An 18,181-nucleotide genomic window follows, 5' to 3' on the forward strand; every position below is an offset into this window, starting at 1 on the left:
CACGATCCGGTCAGCGCCTGGAAGCGAAGCACATGGACTGGTTGATCGCGGCAGCCTACGGCGCAGTCGGCGGTTTCTTGGTGGAGCTGATCGTGTCGTTCGGTCACCTGACCGACTGGCAGTCCGCGCGCCGCCGGGCCCGGCTCGCGGGCCGCCGTCAGATGCCGGCCCTCACCAAGTACGTCGATCCCGTGGCCGATCCGCTGGTGGCCGCGAGCCGGGTGATCCTCGGAGCGGGCGGCGGCTTCGTCTTCCACGCCCAGGTGACCGGGGCCGCCGCGGCGATCACCGTCGGGGCGTGCGCTCCAGCGCTGCTGCGGCAGATGTCGAGCGCCCGCACCGTGCAGCACATGCTGTCCGTGCAGAGCGCCGATCGGCAGGGCGCTCCGGCTCGGCCGCGTCCACAGCGTGCTGCGGCCCCCGCCCGGGGTCTCCTGGTGAGCGAGGAGGAGAACCTGTGAGGCACGCGGATCTCGCCGGGCGTTACTGGCGTTCGCTCACGGGTCGGGGGGTGCGGGACGCGGCGTCGCCGCGAGACTGGCAGGGGCATCCGCTCTGGCGGCGCTACCTCGCTTCGCTGGTCGACCTGCCCCTGGCGTCGTTCGAGGAAGAGCCTGGGCGCAGTGCGGTGGCGGTCAGCCCGCTGGCGGAGGGGGACACGGCCGGCGGCTCGCAGGCGTACGGGGACACGGCCGGCGGCTCGCGGGCCTACGGCCGTGGCTCGAGGGCGGCGCGCTGGCTCCGGAAGAGCGTGGGAGTCGACGAGGATCTGCTCAAGTGGGTCCCGGCGGAACGGCCGATGTTCACGCGCCTGGGCGCGGGCGTGCTGGCGACCGCCGCACTCGGCGGATGCGCGATCTGGGCCGGGCTGGGCGTGACGTCCGGGGTGAACGGCTGGCTGCGCGCGCTCCTCTCCGTGGCGTGGGCGGTGGTCGCCTTCAGCCTGGACTGCTGGCTCATGGCGCGGATCGCCTCTGGGGGCGTGCGCCGCAACCTCGGCCGCATCGCGTTGACGCTCTCTTTCGCGTCCGTCCAGGCGTTCTTTCTGAGCGGGATGCTTCTTCTGCGCGTCTTCGACACGAACATCAGTGTGCAGGCCGCGGATTTCCGGATGACGCGACGTCACCCGTTGGGTTTCATCGAGTCCATGGAGGCCCTCCGGGCGCTGTACAGCGGTGACCCCTCGGTGCATGCGGCGGCTTGGGCCGTCCAACTCCTCTTCGTCGTCGCCTCCTTCCTGCCCGTCCTGATCCGGCTGATCGGCGGCGAGTCCCCGTACGACCGGCTTGCGCGGCTGCGTGGGGAGCGTGCTGAAAAGCTGCTGCATCAGTCCACGCACATGGTCGACGCCGCTGGGGAGTTGAACAGACTGGCGGTGCAACTCCTAGAGGCACAGGAGGAGCTGGAGGCGACGAAGGCCAGGCTGCGGGAGACGGAGCGAAGGCTGGCCACGGCGACGACCGAGACCGGCAGACGCACATCATGAGGGACGTCTGACCGCTCCGGATCCCGCCGTGCCCGCACCTCTTGCGGATCATGCAGGCCCGGCGCCGTCACGCATACGAGGGCGACGGCGGGGGCGGTTCGAGCGGCGGCGCCGGGGCCGCTCATGCGGGCGTCTCGCGCATCGCGCCGCCGGGCTCGGAAGTGATCTGGTAGGACAGCAACTGCTGGAAGAGGCCCGGCTGTCGAGAGAGCTGGGCGTAGGTGCCCTCCTGGACGATCCTGCCGTCGTCGAGCACCACGACGCGGTCGGCGATGGCGACGTTGGCGATGCGGTGGGTCACCAGCAGCACCGCCCGGTCCTGGGCGAGGGTCCGCAGCCGCTGGAAGATCCGGTACTCGGCGCGGGGATCCAGGTTCGCCGTCGGCTCGTCGAGGACCAGCAGACCGGCCTGGCGGAAGAACGCCCTCGCCAGAGCGACGCGCTGCCACTGCCCGCCGCTGAGCTCCTCCCCGTTGAGCCACTCACGGGCCAGGAGGGTGTCCAGACCGGCGCCGAGCTTGTCGACGACTTCGTCGGCGTCGGCCGCCTCGCACGCCTCGCGGACCGCCGCGTCGCCGCGCGCGGAGGGCTGTCCCTGGGTCACGTTCTCGCGCACGGTCAGCGGCCAGTGCGCGTAGTCCTGCGGCACGAGGGCGACCTGCTGCCACAGCGCCTGCGGGTCGCAGTCGCCGGTGGGGACGCCGTCCCACAGCACCTGCCCGCCCGTGGGCAGGTAGAGGCCGCTGACCAGCTTCGACAGCGTCGACTTGCCCGAGCCGTTGAAGCCCACCAGCGCGGTGACCTCGCCCCTGCGCAAGGTGAGGGAGACGTCGGACAGCGCGTCGCGGTCCTTGCCAGCGTAGCGGTGGGCGACCGACCTGACCTCGATCGTCTCCGGCGGCTCAGGGCGGTGCGGACCCCGGCGCATGCGGAAGCCCCCGGCCTTGTCCAGGAAGCCGCTCCAGTCGTCCATGTACAGCCCGGTCCGCACGGCACGCGCACCCACGGCCACCAGACCGCGGACCGACGTGCCCACCGTCTGCAGGGCGAAGACGGCCGTCCCGGCATGCCCGACGGTGATACGGCCGGTCGCGAGCAGCCACACGACCGCCGCCCACACCACCGCCGACCCCAGCCCCCCGCACACCGCGCCGACCAGGGACATCCGGGCGCCCTTGTCGGCCGCGGCCCGGTCCTCGCGGTTGATCCGGGCGACCGTGTGCCGATACCGGCCGGACAGGAAACCGGCCATGGTGCCGGCCCGGATCTGGTCGGCGGCGTCCTTGGTGTAGATGTGCCAGCGCAGCACCGACAGCATCCGGTTGTCGCCGTTGCTGCGGAGGTTCGCCAGGTACCGGACGCGCGCGGCGCTCACCTGGGCCACGGCCTGCGGCACGCTGGCGGCGACGAGGAGCGGGAGAAGGACCCAGTGCACGCCGGTCAGCACGACCGCCCCGGCGAGGAAACCGGCGCCCGAGGCGATCAGGTCCTGGCCCTCGTTGATCAGGTCGCCGGTGACCTGGGCGCCGCGGTCGGCGGCTTCCCGGTCGCGGTTGAAGTCGGGGTCGTCGTAGGCGCACAGCTCGACCTCGGCGCAGCCGGTCAGCAGCATCTGCTCGGCCTCGCGGGACATCAGCGGGCCCAGCCGGGAGGACAGCCAGTTGACGGTGATGCCGAGGAGCGCGCGCACGCCGGCGGCGCCGGCGAGCAGGGCGACGGAGGGCCACGCCTGAAGGAGCCGGTGATAGACGTCTCCGTTGCGCAGCAGGGCGGTCAGGGCGCCGGCGATGGCGACCAGGCCCAGGGCCTGCATCACGCCGGTGACGGTCTGGCACAGCAGGAGGCCGACGGTCGCTCGCCGGTCGACGCGCCAGGCGAGGGCCAGCGAGCGGCGCACCAGTTGCGGCAGGCGGCGGGCCATGTCGCGCATCCGGATCGAGCGGCCGGCCGCCTCGCGGCTGCCGGTCAGGTCGACGTACCGCATCTGCGTCTCGGGAGCGGGCGATGTGCCGTCCGGCGCGGGCGTGGGCGATGTGCCGTCCGGTGAGGGCGCGGACGGTCCGGCGGGCGGTGCGGAGGGGGACGTCGCGGGGGTGGTGCGCGGTCCCGGAACGCTCTCGGCTAATGCCTCGGTGGGCTCACTCATGCTGTCCACCCCGTATTCGGACGTGCTGAGCTGAGCGTGCCGTCAACGCCGTGCGTGATCACGCCGGGCCGCTGTTCGATTCTGGGATGCTGCTGCGAGGGGGCAGGGGTGGGATGCATGGCGTGTCCTCCGTATGGGCGTCGGTGTGGCACTGATGCTCTAGAAACGCGCCGGAACTGGTCCCGTCACGGCCCGATCGGCACGTATCTGTTGAACAAGTGTTCCCATGTCAGCGGCGGAGCGGGCGGGCTCTGGGCGGTCGCGGCTCAAACTCGTTCGATCGGGGCGCTTCACTCCTTCAGGGGGTGAGCCCTCTCACCGAGCGGTCGGGTGCCTTCGCTCTCCACCGCCCTCCAGACCGTCCGAGTGACGGTGATCACGGACGTGCTTCGGAGGGTGCTCCGTAGGCTCTCCGGGGCGGGCAAGAAGTGCATGTCCAGTGGTGCGTAAACCGAATGCGTGCCCACGCGATGTAGGCAGTACCGGGGAGCCCCGCGGCTGTGATCCACCAGGCCCAGCCCGTCCCGCAGCCCACACCGGGCTCGATCCCGGGTCCGTACCCCGGAGCAGCCGACCAGCCGGGCCTGGGCACTGTGCCGCTGACGACACAGGGAGTGAATCAGTGGCCGCTGCTGGTGCCGATCGCGGTCGTCGGACTGCCCGAGGGCGCCGGCGGGGCCGGTGGCGGTGTCGGTGAGTGCGCGGGTCGCGGCTAGGATCTTCGCCCTGGCCGCGTGAGGGGAAGGCGAAACGGGTCATGAACCCACTGGACATGCTGATCCGGCAGTATGCGGCTCCCGTCATGAAGGCGGCGGGATTCACCAAGAAGGGCCGGAAATTCCGGCTGACGGCGCCGAATGGGGATTGCGCGCTGCTGGAGTTCGACACTCATGCGGTCGATCCGGAGAAATTCGTCTTCGACGTGACTTTCTTCATGGTCCCCCTGTCGCACTGGGAATTCACGTACCGCCAGTACCGCCAGTCTGATGAAATGCACGCGCCGGACGCCAGCGGAGCCCTGGCGAGATGTCCGGTGATGCCGCCCCCCGACGTCGCCTGGTGGCCGGACGAGGGAATGCCGTTCCGGTCGCGTTGGGCGTTCTCGGAACCGGAGACGCGTGATGTGTGCGGGCAGCGGTTGGCGCGGGTGCTGGCCGACGAGGCCATTCCACGGGTGGTGCGCCTCCTGGATCGCAGGGCGCTGTTGGAGGAGATCCTGACTGCCCCGGACGGCGACCTGATGCGCATCAGGAGCCGGCGCATGACCGAGATCATCTTGCGCATCGACGACGATCCGGTCGCGGACCTGACCGCTCTGCTGGACGGCACCGAGGTCAATGACTGGGACAAACCGATCATCATCTGGGCGCGGGAACGGCTCTCCCAGCGAGCGGCCGAAGAGTAGCGATTGCTCCATCCCGTGGCCCGTAGGCGCCCTCGTTCCCACGGGCTATCGGCCTCTGGGGCGCACATGCTTGCCCCCGCTGTTGGTCCTTCCCGGTGCCTAGGACGAGGCGGGCAGGTGGGGGGAGGTGAGTACGAGGGTGTCGCCGCCGCGCTCGACCAGCAGCCTCGCTGTAGTACTCATGGTGCCGGTGACGTACACATGGGCCTTCCTCGCCCGCACGGTGCCCCGCAGGGCCGCCTGGGCGCGGCGGCGTTCGGCTGTGCCGTCCGCGACGTCGCCGGTGTGGCGGAACGGCGGGAGCGGTCGAGCGGACCGTGGATGTGACGGGACTGTAGGGTGGGCGAAGCCCTTGACCTGCACAAAGCAGGCAGGGAGCCGTCTTCCGGGAGTTCAGAATGCTGCGCACCATGTTCAAGTCCAAGATCCACCGTGCCACCGTCACGCACGCTGACCTGCACTATGTGGGATCGGTGACCATCGACGCCGATCTGCTCGACGCCGCCGATCTGCTGCCCGGCGAACTGGTCCACATCGTCGACGTCACCAACGGCGCCCGGCTGGAGACCTACGTCATCGAGGGCGAGCGCGGCTCCGGGGTGGTCGGCGTCAACGGGGCGGCGGCGCACCTCGTCCACCCCGGCGACCTCGTGATCATCATCAGCTACGCCCAGGTCACCGACGCCGAGGCGCGGGCGATGAAGCCGCGGGTCGTGCACGTGGACTCCGGGAACCGGATCGTGGAACTGGGGGCCGACCCCTCCGCCCCGGTGCCGGGCACCGACCAGGAGCGCAGCCCGGGGGCCGTGCCGGCGTGACGCCCACGAGCCCCGGAGCGAGCCACGACGAGGGGAGCGGGTCGACGAACCGCGTCGCGATCCGCGACGACCGGCCAGCCGTCTCCGGGCAGCGGCCGTGAACCGCGCGAACGGCACCGGAGGCGCCCCTGCGCTCGCGCTGCTGCACACCTCGCCCCGGACGCGACCGTTGCGCACGCGGTGCGCGCGTAGGCCGGGCCCGAGCGTCGGCCCCGGCCGACCCCGGAAGATCGGGGAGACGCTCCCCAGGGTGACTGGCCGCGCGGGCGACGGGTAGGCGGGGGGAGTAGTTCAGAGCCCATGTCGATCGGCCGGCCGGAGGACGCCATGACGAACCCGTATCCCGACCCGGTGCCCCCGCCGCCCACGCCGGGGCCCGACCCCCAGCACCCCGACCCCCGCCCGGATCCGGTGCCGTCGCCGGAACCGGCCCCCTCGCCCCCGGCCCCCGGGCCGCCCCCGCCCGGCCCCGGACCGATGCCATCGCCGGGCCCGTCGCCCACCCCGCCGCCGAGCCCCACGCCCGAGCCGTCGCCGTCCCCGATTCCCCCGGGCCCGGAGCCGGTGCCGAGCCCCGAACCGGGACCGCCCCTTTCCTGACGGCGAGGCGAACATCCTGATAGCAGCGCGGCCACGCTGACAGCGGGTTGCGAACTGCTGGCGGCGGGGCGACGAACGGCCTCCGGTCCGAAAAGCCGGCCGGGGCCGGAGACCGCTCGTCACCCCGTGCGCGGACGGCAAGAGCGTATGCGGCCTGCGGCCCCCGGAATGCGGGGACGCAGGCCGCTCGTCACGGTCATGGAGCGCAGGCGTCCCCGCCAGCACCGTCCGGCCGCGCCATGCCGCGCCCCCGCCGTCTCAGAGCGGAGACGCCTGCGCCGTCACGGCGCCGCCGCGCCCAAGCCGTCAACGCTCAGACGCGCCCGCGCCGCCACCCCACCGGTCAGACGCGCCCCTGCCGTCACCTCACCTCCGCGCCCCCGCCGTCACGGCGCCCGCCGCGCCCCCGCCCTCACCTCACCCCCGCACCTACGCCGTCACCTCCGACCGGTCACCGCCCCACAGCGTGTGGAACGCGCCGTCCCGGTCCACCCGGCGGTAGGTGTGGGCGCCGAAGAAGTCGCGCTGGCCCTGGGTGAGGGCGGCCGGCAGGCGTTCGGCGCGCAGGGCGTCGTAGTAGGCGAGGGCCGCCGCGAAGCCGGGAGCGGGCACCCCCTCGCGCACCGCGGCGATGACCACCTCGCGCCAGTCGTCCTGCGCCTCCCCGATCTCCCGCGCGAAAGTCTCGTCGGACAGCAGGCTCGGCAGGTCGGGCCGGGCGTCGTAGGCGGCGCGGATGCGGTCCAGGAAGGCGGCGCGGATGATGCAGCCGCCGCGCCAGATGGAGGCGACGTCGCCCAGGTCGATGTCCCAGTCGTACTCCTCGCCGCCCGCAGCGATCTCGTGGAAGCCCTGCGTGTACGAGACGATCTTCGAGGCGTACAGCGCCTGCTCCACCCGGTCCGCGAAGGCGGCCGCCTCCGCCTCCGGCAGCGCCGTCGGCTTCGGGCCCGGCAGTCCCCGCGAGGCCTCGCGCAGCTCCGCGTGGCCGGACAGCGAGCGGGCGAAGACCGCTTCGGCGATGCCCGAGACCGGCACGCCCAGATCGAGGGCGATCTGCACCGTCCAGCGCCCGGTGCCCTTCTGCTCGGCCTGGTCCGTCACCACGTCCACGAACGGTTTGCCGGTCGCCTCGTCCACATGGGACAGCACCTCGGCGGTGATCTCGATCAGGTACGAGTCCAGCCGCCCGGTGTTCCAGGTGCGGAAGATCTCCGCGATCTGCGCGGGGGAGTAGCCGGCCACCTCGCGCAGCAACTGGTACGCCTCGCCGATGAGCTGCATGTCGGCGTACTCGATGCCGTTGTGCACCATCTTCACGAAGTGGCCCGCGCCGTCCGGCCCGATGTGCGTGACGCAGGGGGCGCCGTCGTCCGCCTTCGCGGCGATCTTCTCCAGCATCGGGCCCAGCGAGTCGTACGACTCGGTCGAGCCGCCGGGCATGATGCTCGGCCCGTGCAGCGCGCCCTCCTCGCCGCCGGAGATGCCCGTGCCCACGAAGTGGATGCCCTGCTCGCGCAGCTCGCGCTCGCGGCGCCGGGTGTCCGCGAAGTGCGCGTTGCCACCGTCGATGATCATGTCGCCGGGTTCCAGCAGCGGGGCGAACTCCTGGATCACGGCATCGGTGGGCTCACCCGCCTTCACCATGACGACCAGGCGGCGGGGCCGCTCCAGCGCCGCCACGAAGTCCTTGGCGGTCTCGGTGGCGACGAAGTCGCCCTCGTCGCCGAACTGCTCCACCAGGTCGTGCGTCCGCGCCGCCGTCCGGTTGTGCAACGCGACCGTGTAGCCGTTGCGCGCGAAGTTCCTGGCGAGGTTGCGGCCCATCACCGCGAGCCCGGTGACGCCGATCTGGGCTGTAGTGCTCATACCGCCTGCTCCTCGGAAATCCGATCCAGTAGATCGTCGGGTGGTGCCCGTACGACCGTCCTGACGTGCCGCTACGGCCACCGCACATCTGGCGACGGTCCGCCGCGCGGGTCGCGTCAGGACGCCCTCCATACGTACCTCACCGCTCCGCGACCTCAGCGGCGACACGGCCGATCTTCGCCAACGGAAGTCCCTTATCGGTCACTTGGGAAGCGCAAGCGGCTGATAGCCGCCTTGTCATGGCTCGTTCGGGACGTTTACTTTTGCGGCTCCTGACGCATGGCGAAGGGCTCTACTCATGGCCGCACGCGGCCGGCACCGCCGGTATCAGCCGAACAGGATCAACCGCGCCTCGCTCACCGTCACGGCGGGTGGCGCCGGCATGGCCATCCCGCTCATCGGCGCGGGTGTCGCGCACGCGGCGGACGCCTCCACCTGGAACAAGGTGGCCGCATGCGAGTCGAGCGGCAACTGGAGCATCAACACGGGCAACGGCTTCTTCGGGGGACTCCAGTTCACCCGGTCCACCTGGGACGCGTACGGCGGGACGCGCTACGCGCCGCGGGCCGACCTGGCCACCAGGGGCGAGCAGATCGCCGTCGCCGAGAAGGTGCTCAGCGGCCAGGGCCCAGGCGCCTGGCCGGTGTGCTCGGTGCGGGCCGGCCTCACCCGCGGCGGCGGCTCCGGCGTCCATCCGGACGGCACGGCGGTCACCGCTGTGCGGAGCCGTGACGCCGAGGGCGCGCGGACGTCCAAGAGCAAGGCGAAGCACAGGAGTTCGCTCCGGGACGTCCTGCCGCAGACCACGCCGCAGTCCCGGGCGGGCAAAGCCGAGATGTACACGGTGCTGCGCGGCGACACCCTCTCCGGGATCGCCGACGACCGTCATGTCCACGGCGGATGGCACCAGTTGTACGCGGTCAACCGCACGGTCATCGGCGACGACCCCGACCTCATCCTGCCGGGGCAGCGGCTCTCGCTGCACACGACCGGCGCCGCGCCCACGACGCACCCGCCGCACACCACCCATCCGCCCCACACCACGCACGCACCCCATACCACTCATACGCCCCATACCACGCATGCGCCGCACACCACGCACACCACGCATGCGCCGCACGAGAAGCACGTCGCGCGGACGGACCGCCAGGAGACCAGTCGGTCCTCCAGACCCCACACCGCCTCGCACACCCTCGTGGCGCCGGTGCACGGACCGATCGGCACCGGATACCACGTGGCCGGCTCACTGTGGTCCAAGGGCTACCACACGGGCGTCGACTTCGTGGTGCCCACCGGCACGTCCGTGCACGCCGCCGGAGAGGGCATGGTGGTCAGCGCCGGCTGGGGCGGGGCCTACGGCTACCAGGTGGTGATCCGGCACGCCGGGGGCCGCTACACCCAGTACGCGCACCTGTCGGCGATCTCCGTGCGGTCCGGGCAGACGGTCGCCGCCGGGCAGCGCATAGGGCGTTCGGGCTCCACCGGCAACGTCACCGGGCCGCACCTGCACTTCGAGGTGCGGACGGGACCCGCCTTCGGCTCGGACGTCGACCCGATCGCCTACCTCCGGGCCGGCGGCGTCACGATCTGACCCGCGCCCGCACCCTTACCCGGCGCCGGCCGTCAACCGGCGCCGGGAGGTACGGCACGCTCGGCGAAGGACCACCGCCGATCACGCCTCCGCCGAAGGCTCCTGCGTGCCACACCCCGTAGCTCAGCGTCCCTTCGGGCAGCACCTCGCCGTGGAACGCCCTCACGACGAACGCGTCCCCGACGAACCCGCTGCCACCGGACCCACCGCCGGACGCCCCACGTCCGATCCACGACACGGCCGGTTCAGCGGCGGATCCGGCGGCGAACGCCCTCTCCCGCACCACGGCTGCGCCGGACACGGACCGCGCCACATCCGCGGCGGACACGGACCGCACCGCATCCGCGGCGGACACGGACCGCGCCACATCCGCGGCGGACACGGACCGCACCGCATCCGCGGCGGACACGGACCGCACCACAGCCGCAGCGGACACGGACCGCCGCACCGCCGCGGCGTCCGTCGGCCGCTCCCCGGACGGAGCGGTGAGGCGCCGCTCCAGCCCCGTAGGAGAGGCGGCCCCCTCCGCGTGCCCGGCCCCCTGGGACCCTCCCGAGTCGCCGGTGATCGCGGACGCACTCCGCGCGTAAGCCGCTCCCGCGGACTCCGGCGACACGCGGGGAGCGGGCACGGCGGCCACGGCCGCCTCCGGCGCCGCCTTCTCGGGCGCGGGCGTGAGGCGTTCGGTGGTCAGCAGGACCAGGCCGCCCGTGGCCACCGCGCCGCAGCCGAGGGCGAGCACCGTGCCCGCGCTGCCGTGGCGGAACGACTCGCCGAGCAGCGTGACGCCGATGGCGGCCGCCACCACCGGGTTCAGCACCGTCAGCGTCGCCAGCGGCGCCGCCAGGCCGCCGCCGCGGTAGGACGCCTGCGACAGCGCCGTGCCCGCCGCGGCCAGCACGGCGATCACCGCGAAGGACGGCACGTCCGCCGCGGTGAGCCCGTCGGTCCAGTCGACCGCCACCGTCTTGGTGAACACCGAGGAGACGCCGAAGGCGACGCCCGAGCCGGTGGCGAGCAGCACGCTGCGGACCGCTGGGCGCCGGTGCGCGGCCCGGCCTGCGACGGCCAGCGCCGCCACCGCTGTGCCGGCGACCGCCGCCAGGCCCAGCCGCTGCGCGGCGCCCGGCGACTGCGCGGGGGAGGCGCCCACCAGCGCCAGCAGACCGGCGAGACCCGCCGACGCCGTGATCGCGCCCCGCCACGCCGCGGCGCCCGCCCGGCGACCGGCGAACAACGCGGCCATGGGCAGCGCGAAGACGATGGTCAGCGCGCCCAGCGGCTGCACCAGGCTGAGCGGCCCGCAGGCCAGCGCCACCACGTGCAACAGCGCCCCGGCGCCGTTCAGCGCGATCGCCGCCCACCAGACCGGGCGGCGCAGCGTCGCGAACCGCCGCGCGGAAGCGGACGAGGACACCGCGACCCGCTGCTGCACGATCGCGCCGCCGGCGTAGGCGACGGCGGACACGAGCGACACCAGTACGGACAGCGTGAGGGCGCTCATCGGCGGCCTCCGCGCGGGAGACGGGCCCGGCGGGCCCGGTGCGACGAACGGTCGGCTTCCATGGTCCACCAGCCTGCCGTGCCGATCTCTTCCCGTCGTCGTCCTCTGAGTCCGCAATGGCTCATCCCGCCGACGGAGCACGCCCCGCGCCCCCTCCTCCCCGAGACGGGCGACACTGGTCCGTTCGCGCCTCCGCCCCCTGGTGGGACCCCTTAGGGGTCTGGGCTTTCCGCAGGTCCAGGACACCTGGTACGACTGCTCCTCGTGCACCTCGACGCCCGGCTCACCGCCCTCCACGCCCTCGGCGGCTTCTTCGTCCTGCGCACCGGCGCACCGCCGCACGGCCCGCTGCCCTCCCTCGCACAGGCGTACGGAATCGAGTCCGTCGACGGCGGGGACGGAGGCGACGGCGGGGACGAAGGCGACGGCGGGGACGGAGGGGACGGCGCGCAAGATCCGAGCGGCGACGACGCGCAAGCCCCGGGCGGCGACGACGCGCAAGCCCTGGGAGACGACGACGCGCAAGCCCCGGGCGGCACCGTACCCGCCAGCGCCGCGTCCGACCCCCTGACCGTGCGCGTCGGCCGGGTCGCCGAGGGCGTCCGCGCCTGCGAACCGCGCGTCGCCGCCTCGATCGCTCAGCAGGGGCTGGCGGCCCGGCTCTGGTCGGCCGCGCTCGGCTGCGCCGTCCTGTACGGACGAGTCCCCGACCTGGACGCGCGCCTGCTGCGCTGGGACCCCGCCGGCAGCGCCCCCGGCGAGCTGTGGCTCACCGAGGTGCGCGCGCTGCCCGCCGACCCGGGCACGATCGCTGACCTCGTCCTGCGCGGCCACGTCGAGCCGCTGGCCGCCGCGCTGCACGCCCGCCACCGTCTCGCCCCGGCCCTCGCGCGGGGCAACGCGGCCTCCGCGCTGGCGGGCACGGCACGCCAACTGGTCCGATGGGCGCGCGAGAACGGCCGCCCCCGGGTCGCCGCGCACGCCCGCGAGCTGACCCTGCGGCTGCTCGCCGACCCCGCGCTCGCCGGAACCGGCGCCTTCGGCGGGGCCGGATTCCGCCGGCGGAGCTGCTGCCTGTACTACCGCGTCCCCGGCGGCGGCGTCTGCGGTGACTGTTGCTTCACACGAGCCCCGCGCTCTTCCCTCGGCGCCGTATCTGAGTGACCATGAAAGCGACCGCCCGGAGACGAGCGGCGGACCGACGGGAACAGGGAGTCGCGGGTGCGAGTGGGACTGCTGACCCGGGAGTACCCGCCGGACGTGTACGGCGGCGCGGGCGTGCACGTCGAGTTCCTGGCCAGGGAGCTGCGGCCGCTGGTCGACCTGGAGGTGCACTGCTGGGGCGAGGCGTCCTCGGCGGACAAGGCGGCCGACGTGCTGCGCCACCGCCCCTGGTCCGCGCTGGACGGCGCCAACGACGCCCTGCGCACCTTCTCCGTCGACCTCGCCATGGCCGCCGCCCTGAAGGGCCGCGACCTGCTCCACTCGCACACCTGGTACGCCAACCTCGCCGGTCACCTCGGCAAGCTCCTGCACGGGGCGCCGCACGTGGTGACCGCGCACTCGCTGGAGCCGCTGCGCCCCTGGAAAGCCGAACAGCTCGGCGGCGGCTACGCGCTGTCCAGTTGGGCCGAGCGCACGGCGTTCGAGGCGGCGGACGCCGTGGTCGCCGTCTCCGGGGCCATGCGCGAGGACGTCCTCGGCTGCTATCCGGCTCTCGACCCGGCCCGGGTGCACGTGATCCACAACGGCATCGACACCGCCCTGTACCGGCCCGACCCCGGCACGGACGCCCTGACCCGCCTGGGCCTGGACCCGGACCGGCCCTACGTGCTGTTCGTCGGCCGCATCACCCGCCAGAAGGGCGTGCCGCACCTGCTGCGCGCGGTGCGGGACATCGACCCGGCGGCGCAGGTCGTGCTGTGCGCGGGCGCGCCCGACACGCCCGCGATCGACCGGGAGTTCCGCGACCTGTACCAGGAGCTGAGCCGCTCCCGGGAGGGCGTGCACTGGATCGAGCGGATGCTGCCGCGCCCCGACGTGATCCAGCTCCTCACCCATGCCGCGGTCTTCGCCTGCCCCTCGGTGTATGAGCCGCTCGGCATCGTCAACCTGGAGGCGATGGCCTGCGGCACGCCCGTGGTGGCGTCCCGGGTGGGCGGCATCCCCGAGGTGGTCGAGGACGGCGTGACCGGGGTACTCGTCGACGTGGACGACGACTTCGAGGCGGGGCTCGCCCGCGCCCTGGACGCGGTGCTGGCCGATCCCGCGGCGGCGCGCGCCATGGGCGAGGCCGGTCGGCGGCGCGCCGTGGCGGAGTTCGGCTGGGACGCGATCGCCCGGCGCACCGTGCGGCTGTACGAGGAGATCCTCCAGCAGGCTTAGTCCTCCCTGCTCAGGGCAGGAGTGGTTCAACTGGGTGAGGGGAGCGGCCATGCGTCGTGGTGGACCTTCGGTCCTCGGGATCGTCCTGGCGGGCGGAGAGGGCAAACGCCTGATGCCCCTGACCACGGACCGCGCCAAGCCCGCGGTCACCTTCGGCGGAACGTACCGCCTGGTCGACTTCGTGCTGTCCAACCTCGTCAACGGCGACATCCTGCGCGTGTGCGTGCTGACCCAGTACAAGTCGCACTCGCTGGACCGGCACATCACCACGACCTGGCGGATGTCCAGCCTGCTCGGGAACTACATCACGCCGGTTCCCGCGCAGCAGCGCCTCGGCCCGCGCTGGTACCTGGGCAGCGCGGACGCGATCCTCCAGTCGCTCAACCTGATCCACGACGAACAGCCCGAGTACGTCGCGGTCTTCGGCGCGGACCACGTCTACCGGATGGACCCGCGCCAGATGCTCCGCCAGCACATCGAGAGCGGCGCCGGGGTGACGGTGGCCGGCATCCGGGTGCCGCGCTCGGAGTCGTCCTCGTTCGGCGTGATCACGCCGGGCTCGGACGGGCAGACCGTCGAGAGCTTCCTGGAGAAGCCCGCGGATCCGCCCGGCCTGGCCGACGCCCCGGACAGCGTCTTCGCCTCCATGGGCAATTACATATTCACCACCAAAGTGCTGGTCGAGTCCCTGCTCCGGGACGCCGAGGACGAGAACTCGGTGCACGACATGGGCGGCTCGATCCTGCCCCAGCTCACCGACCGCGGCGAGGCCCAGCTCTACGACTTCAGCGCCAGCCATGTGCCCGGCGAGACCAGCCGCGACCAGGGTTACTGGCGGGACGTGGGCACGCTGGACGCGTACTACGACGCGCACATGGACCTGATCGCCGAGCGCCCCGCCTTCAACCTCTACAACCGCGACTGGCCGATCTACACCCACTCGGGCCAGCTCTCGCCGGCCCGGTTCAACGCCGGCGGCATAGCGGGGGAGTCGATCATCAGCGCGGGCTGTCTGATCCGCGGCCAGGTCACCCGTTCCATCCTCTCCCCGGGCGTCCGGGTGGACCCGGGCGCCGTCGTCCAGGGCTCGGTCCTGCACGACAACGTGCGCATCGGCCGCGGCGCGGTGGTGCGCGGGGCGGTCCTGGACAAGAACGTCGACGTGCCGCCCGGCGCGACGATCGGCGTCAACCCCGAGCGCGACGCCGAGCTGTACACCGTCTCCAAGGGCGGCGTGATCGCCCTGGGCAAGGGCCAGCGCGTGTCCTAGGACGTGTTACCGGAGTCCCGTCTGCCCGGCGGGCGGACGACGCTCCTTTCGAGACACGCCCCAGGCGTCTGCGATGACCGCTCCGGCGACCGGCGGCGGTGCGCGCTGTCCGAGTCCGGACCCTCCCTTACCGGTTCCTTGTCATGTCCCTGGACGGGCGCGGGATTCCGTGTTGTCATGCCGTCGGCTGCCTTTGACAACGTTGTAACGCACCAGAACGCACAATCCCGCACGCAGGCAGCGGACAGGACCCGCCAGTTTCCCTCCCGGCAGGAGGATCCGTGCGCATCAGCCGTATCCGAGACCGATTCGCGGTGCTGCTCGCCGCGGCGCTCGGTCTCGCCGCGTTCACCGCGCCGCCCGGCGCGAGCGCCGCCCCACAGAAGCCCGTGGCCGTCCACGGCCTCAAGGGCGAGTACTACACCCAGTCCGCCCCCGGGGCCTTCGACTTCCACGAGCTGAAGGCCACCGGGTTCGACCCGAACCTCGACTTCGACGACCTCGAACCCCGACTGTCCTTCGCCACCGGGCAGTCGGACGACGTCAGCGTCCGCTGGACCGGCCGGATCGTCCCCGGGCACACCGGCGCCCACACCTTCTCCCTCAGCGCCGACAACGGCTTCCGCCTCTGGGTCGGCGGGCAGCTCGCCATCGACCACTGGGTCGACGACTGGGACAACGAACAGACCTCCGCGCCGATCGAGTTGACGGCCGGTCAGCCCTACGACTTCAAGGTCGAGTACTTCGAGCACTTCGGCGGCTCGAACATCCACCTGCGCTGGACCGAGCCCGGCGGCAGCAAGGAACCCGTCCCGCAGTCGGCGTTCCGCCTGCCCGACGGCTACGCCTACGACGGCGCGACATCGACCACCGTCCTCGGCGACGGCCGCACCCTCAGAATGGACTTCGCGCAGCCGCTCGCGGCCCCGCCCGCCGGTCTCACCGACCACTTCCGGGCCGTGATCGGCGGCGCCGCCTGGCCGCTGGGCGCCGCCCGGCGCGATCCGGCCGATCACCGCGCCCTCCTGGTCGCCCTGCGGCAGCCGGTCGTCGGCGACAAGACCGGCACCGGACGCGGCGCCGTCGACCTCCGCTACGACGGCCAAGGCGGCCTCGCCGGGACCGACGGTCACCAGGTCGGGGCGTTCTGGAGCGGCGGCCCCAACCATTCCACACACGAACTGCGCACCAAGTGGGCCGATCAAGTCGGGCCCGGTAACGCGCTGCCCGAGTACCCGCGCCCACAGCTCACCCGCCCCGACTGGCGTAACCTCAACGGCCGTTGGCAGTTCGCCGCAGGCCACGCCGGAGAGCGGCCGCCCGTCGGCCGCGACCTGCCCGAGCGCATCCTCGTCCCGTACCCGGTGGAGTCCCAGCTCTCCGGCGTCGAACGCCACGAGGACCGCATGTGGTACCGCCGCACCTTCACCGTCCCCGCAGGCTGGCACGTCGGCCACGGCAAGCGCCTGCGGCTGAACTTCGGCGCCGTCGACTGGAAGGCCGAGGTCTACGTCAACGGCGTCCGGGTCGCCGCGCACCAGGGCGGCTACGACAAGTTCAGCGCGGACGTCACCGCCGCGCTCAAGCCCGGACGCGCCCAGGAGCTGATCGTCGGCGTCTACGACCCGACCGACGCGGCGGACGGCGAGAACCCGCCGCTGGGCAAGCAGCGCCTGGACCCGAGCGGCATCTGGTACACGCCCACGTCGGGCATCTGGCAGACCGTCTGGATGGAACCGGTCGCCGCCGACCACGTGGACTCCCTCAAGCTCACCCCGGACGCCGCGCACGGCCGCCTCACCGTGCAGGCCAGGGGCGTGCGGCCCGGCCTCCCGGTCGCGGTGACGGCGTACGACGGCAAGCACGCGGTGGCCGCGGCGCACGGCCGCACCGGGAGCCCGCTCACGCTGACGATCCGCCGCCCGCGCCTGTGGTCGCCCGACGACCCGTTCCTGTACGGCCTGAAGGTGCGGGTCGGCGCGGACGAGGTCGGCAGCTACGCGGGCCTGCGCTCGGTCTCCGTCCAGCAGGTGAACGGCGTCCCGCGCACGATGCTCAACGGCAAGCCCGTCTTCATGATGGCCACCCTCGACCAGGGCTTCTGGCCCGACGGCCTGTACACCGCCCCCACCGACGAGGCGCTGGCCTACGACCTGAAGACGCACAAGCGGCTCGGCTTCAACGCCGTGCGCAAGCACATCAAGGTCGAGCCCGACCGCTGGTTCTACTGGGCCGACCGGCTGGGCCTGATGGTCTGGCAGGACATGCCCGCCATGACCGCCGGGGTGAACCCGTCCCCGGCCGCCCGCGCCGAGTACGAGCGGGAGATGAAGCAGATCATCGACGAGCACGTCAGCAGCCCCTCGGTGGTCATGTGGGTGACCTTCAACGAGGGCTGGGGCCAGTACGACGAGACGCGGATCGCCCAGCAGGCCAAGGGATGGGACCCCACCCGGCTGGTCAACGGCATGTCGGGCCTCAACCTGGGCGCCGACGGCGGCGCCGGCGACATCATGGACGAGCACGGATACCCCTCTCCCGCCCTGCCGCCTCACCCGGACGGCAAGCGGGCCCTGGTCAGCGGCGAGTACGGCGGGCTCGGCCTGGCGGTGCCCGGCCACGCCTGGCCGGTGCAGCAGAGCTACGTCGACGTCGACCCGGCCGCGTACACCGACGACTACCTCGCCAAGCTGGACGAGGTGCGGGCGCTGGCGTGCCGGGGGAGCAACGGCGCGGTCTACACCCAGATCAGCGACGTGGAGGGCGAGCTGAACGGGCTGCTCACCTACGACCGGCGGGTCCTCAAGCCGGACGCCGCCCGTGTGAAGGCCGCTCAGCAGGCGCTGATCCGCGACGCGTCGCAGGCGACGCCCGCAGGATGCCCGGCGGGCTGACCCGCGCCCGTGCCCATGCGGCGACGCCTCCGCCAGAGGCGTCGCCGCAGGGGTGGGATCAGGCGCCTGGTCCCGCGCGCGGCCGGGGCGACGGCCGGACGGGGTCAAAGAGCACTCCAAAGGCCGCTAAAACCGCATGTGTCCCGCCCTGCCCGACCGTGGTGGGCCGTAAAGTGGAGTTGACTGAGCGTAGCCCAATCGTATGTGAACGTA

12 protein-coding genes are annotated in these 18,181 nt (G+C 72.7%); 9 read left to right on the forward strand and 3 right to left on the reverse strand.

The window, feature by feature from the left end:
• Positions 1 to 32 precede the first annotated feature (32 nt).
• On the forward strand, positions 33 to 461 hold the full coding sequence (locus ABZ861_RS21580) for a hypothetical protein (RefSeq protein WP_361632433.1): 429 nt from the start codon (positions 33 to 35) through the stop codon (positions 459 to 461).
• The gene (locus tag ABZ861_RS21585; protein ID WP_361632435.1) at positions 458 to 1,486 is read left to right on the forward strand and encodes a DUF4407 domain-containing protein; all 1,029 of its coding nucleotides are present in this window, start codon (positions 458 to 460) and stop codon (positions 1,484 to 1,486) included. The genes ABZ861_RS21580 and ABZ861_RS21585 overlap by 4 nt, the downstream gene beginning before the upstream one ends.
• 121 nt (positions 1,487 to 1,607) lie before the next feature.
• Here the strand turns inward: ABZ861_RS21585 and ABZ861_RS21590 are convergent, their stop codons facing one another.
• Positions 1,608 to 3,470, reverse strand: coding sequence for an ABC transporter ATP-binding protein (locus ABZ861_RS21590; protein ID WP_361632514.1), 1,863 nt, complete (start codon positions 3,468 to 3,470; stop codon positions 1,608 to 1,610).
• A 919-nt stretch (positions 3,471 to 4,389) separates the two neighbouring features.
• Between ABZ861_RS21590 and ABZ861_RS21595 the strand changes: the two genes are divergently transcribed.
• On the forward strand, positions 4,390 to 5,037 hold the full coding sequence (locus tag ABZ861_RS21595) for a hypothetical protein (RefSeq protein WP_361632437.1): 648 nt from the start codon (positions 4,390 to 4,392) through the stop codon (positions 5,035 to 5,037).
• 398 nt (positions 5,038 to 5,435) lie between these two features.
• On the forward strand, positions 5,436 to 5,855 hold the full coding sequence (gene panD / locus ABZ861_RS21600) for an aspartate 1-decarboxylase (protein WP_361632439.1): 420 nt from the start codon (positions 5,436 to 5,438) through the stop codon (positions 5,853 to 5,855).
• 1,029 nt (positions 5,856 to 6,884) lie between these two features.
• On the opposite strand, the gene gndA is transcribed toward panD, so the two are convergent.
• Positions 6,885 to 8,324, reverse strand: a complete 1,440-nt coding sequence (gene gndA, locus ABZ861_RS21605; protein WP_361632441.1) for an NADP-dependent phosphogluconate dehydrogenase — start codon at positions 8,322 to 8,324, stop codon at positions 6,885 to 6,887.
• A 298-nt stretch (positions 8,325 to 8,622) separates the two neighbouring features.
• Between gndA and ABZ861_RS21610 the strand changes: the two genes are divergently transcribed.
• Positions 8,623 to 9,915 carry a transglycosylase family protein gene (locus ABZ861_RS21610; protein ID WP_361632443.1) on the forward strand — a complete coding sequence of 431 codons (1,293 nt, stop codon included), beginning with the start codon at positions 8,623 to 8,625 and terminating at the stop codon, positions 9,913 to 9,915.
• Here ABZ861_RS21610 and ABZ861_RS21615 read toward each other — a convergent pair.
• Positions 9,905 to 11,419, reverse strand: coding sequence for a DMT family transporter (locus ABZ861_RS21615; RefSeq protein WP_361632445.1), 1,515 nt, complete (start codon positions 11,417 to 11,419; stop codon positions 9,905 to 9,907). The two genes, ABZ861_RS21610 and ABZ861_RS21615, sit on opposite strands and share 11 nt — an antisense overlap.
• A 264-nt stretch (positions 11,420 to 11,683) precedes the next feature.
• Between ABZ861_RS21615 and ABZ861_RS21620 the strand changes: the two genes are divergently transcribed.
• From ABZ861_RS21620 to ABZ861_RS21635, 4 genes are all read left to right on the forward strand, one after another.
• Positions 11,684 to 12,583 (forward strand): (2Fe-2S)-binding protein, encoded by a 900-nt coding sequence (locus ABZ861_RS21620; protein WP_361632447.1) that lies wholly within the window; start codon positions 11,684 to 11,686, stop codon positions 12,581 to 12,583.
• Positions 12,584 to 12,640: 57 nt separating this feature from the next.
• A complete protein-coding gene (glgA, locus tag ABZ861_RS21625) occupies positions 12,641 to 13,804 on the forward strand; it encodes a glycogen synthase (RefSeq protein ID WP_361632449.1) in 1,164 nt (387 codons plus the stop codon).
• 49 nt (positions 13,805 to 13,853) lie between these two features.
• Positions 13,854 to 15,074 carry a glucose-1-phosphate adenylyltransferase gene (gene glgC / locus ABZ861_RS21630; protein ID WP_361632451.1) on the forward strand — a complete coding sequence of 407 codons (1,221 nt, stop codon included), beginning with the start codon at positions 13,854 to 13,856 and terminating at the stop codon, positions 15,072 to 15,074.
• 281 nt (positions 15,075 to 15,355) lie between these two features.
• A complete protein-coding gene (locus tag ABZ861_RS21635; protein WP_361632453.1) occupies positions 15,356 to 17,968 on the forward strand; it encodes a PA14 domain-containing protein in 2,613 nt (870 codons plus the stop codon).
• Positions 17,969 to 18,181: the final 213 nt, after the last annotated feature.

The organism is Streptomyces sp. NPDC046985, assembly GCF_040644415.1.
Lineage (GTDB): Bacteria > Actinomycetota > Actinomycetes > Streptomycetales > Streptomycetaceae > Streptomyces.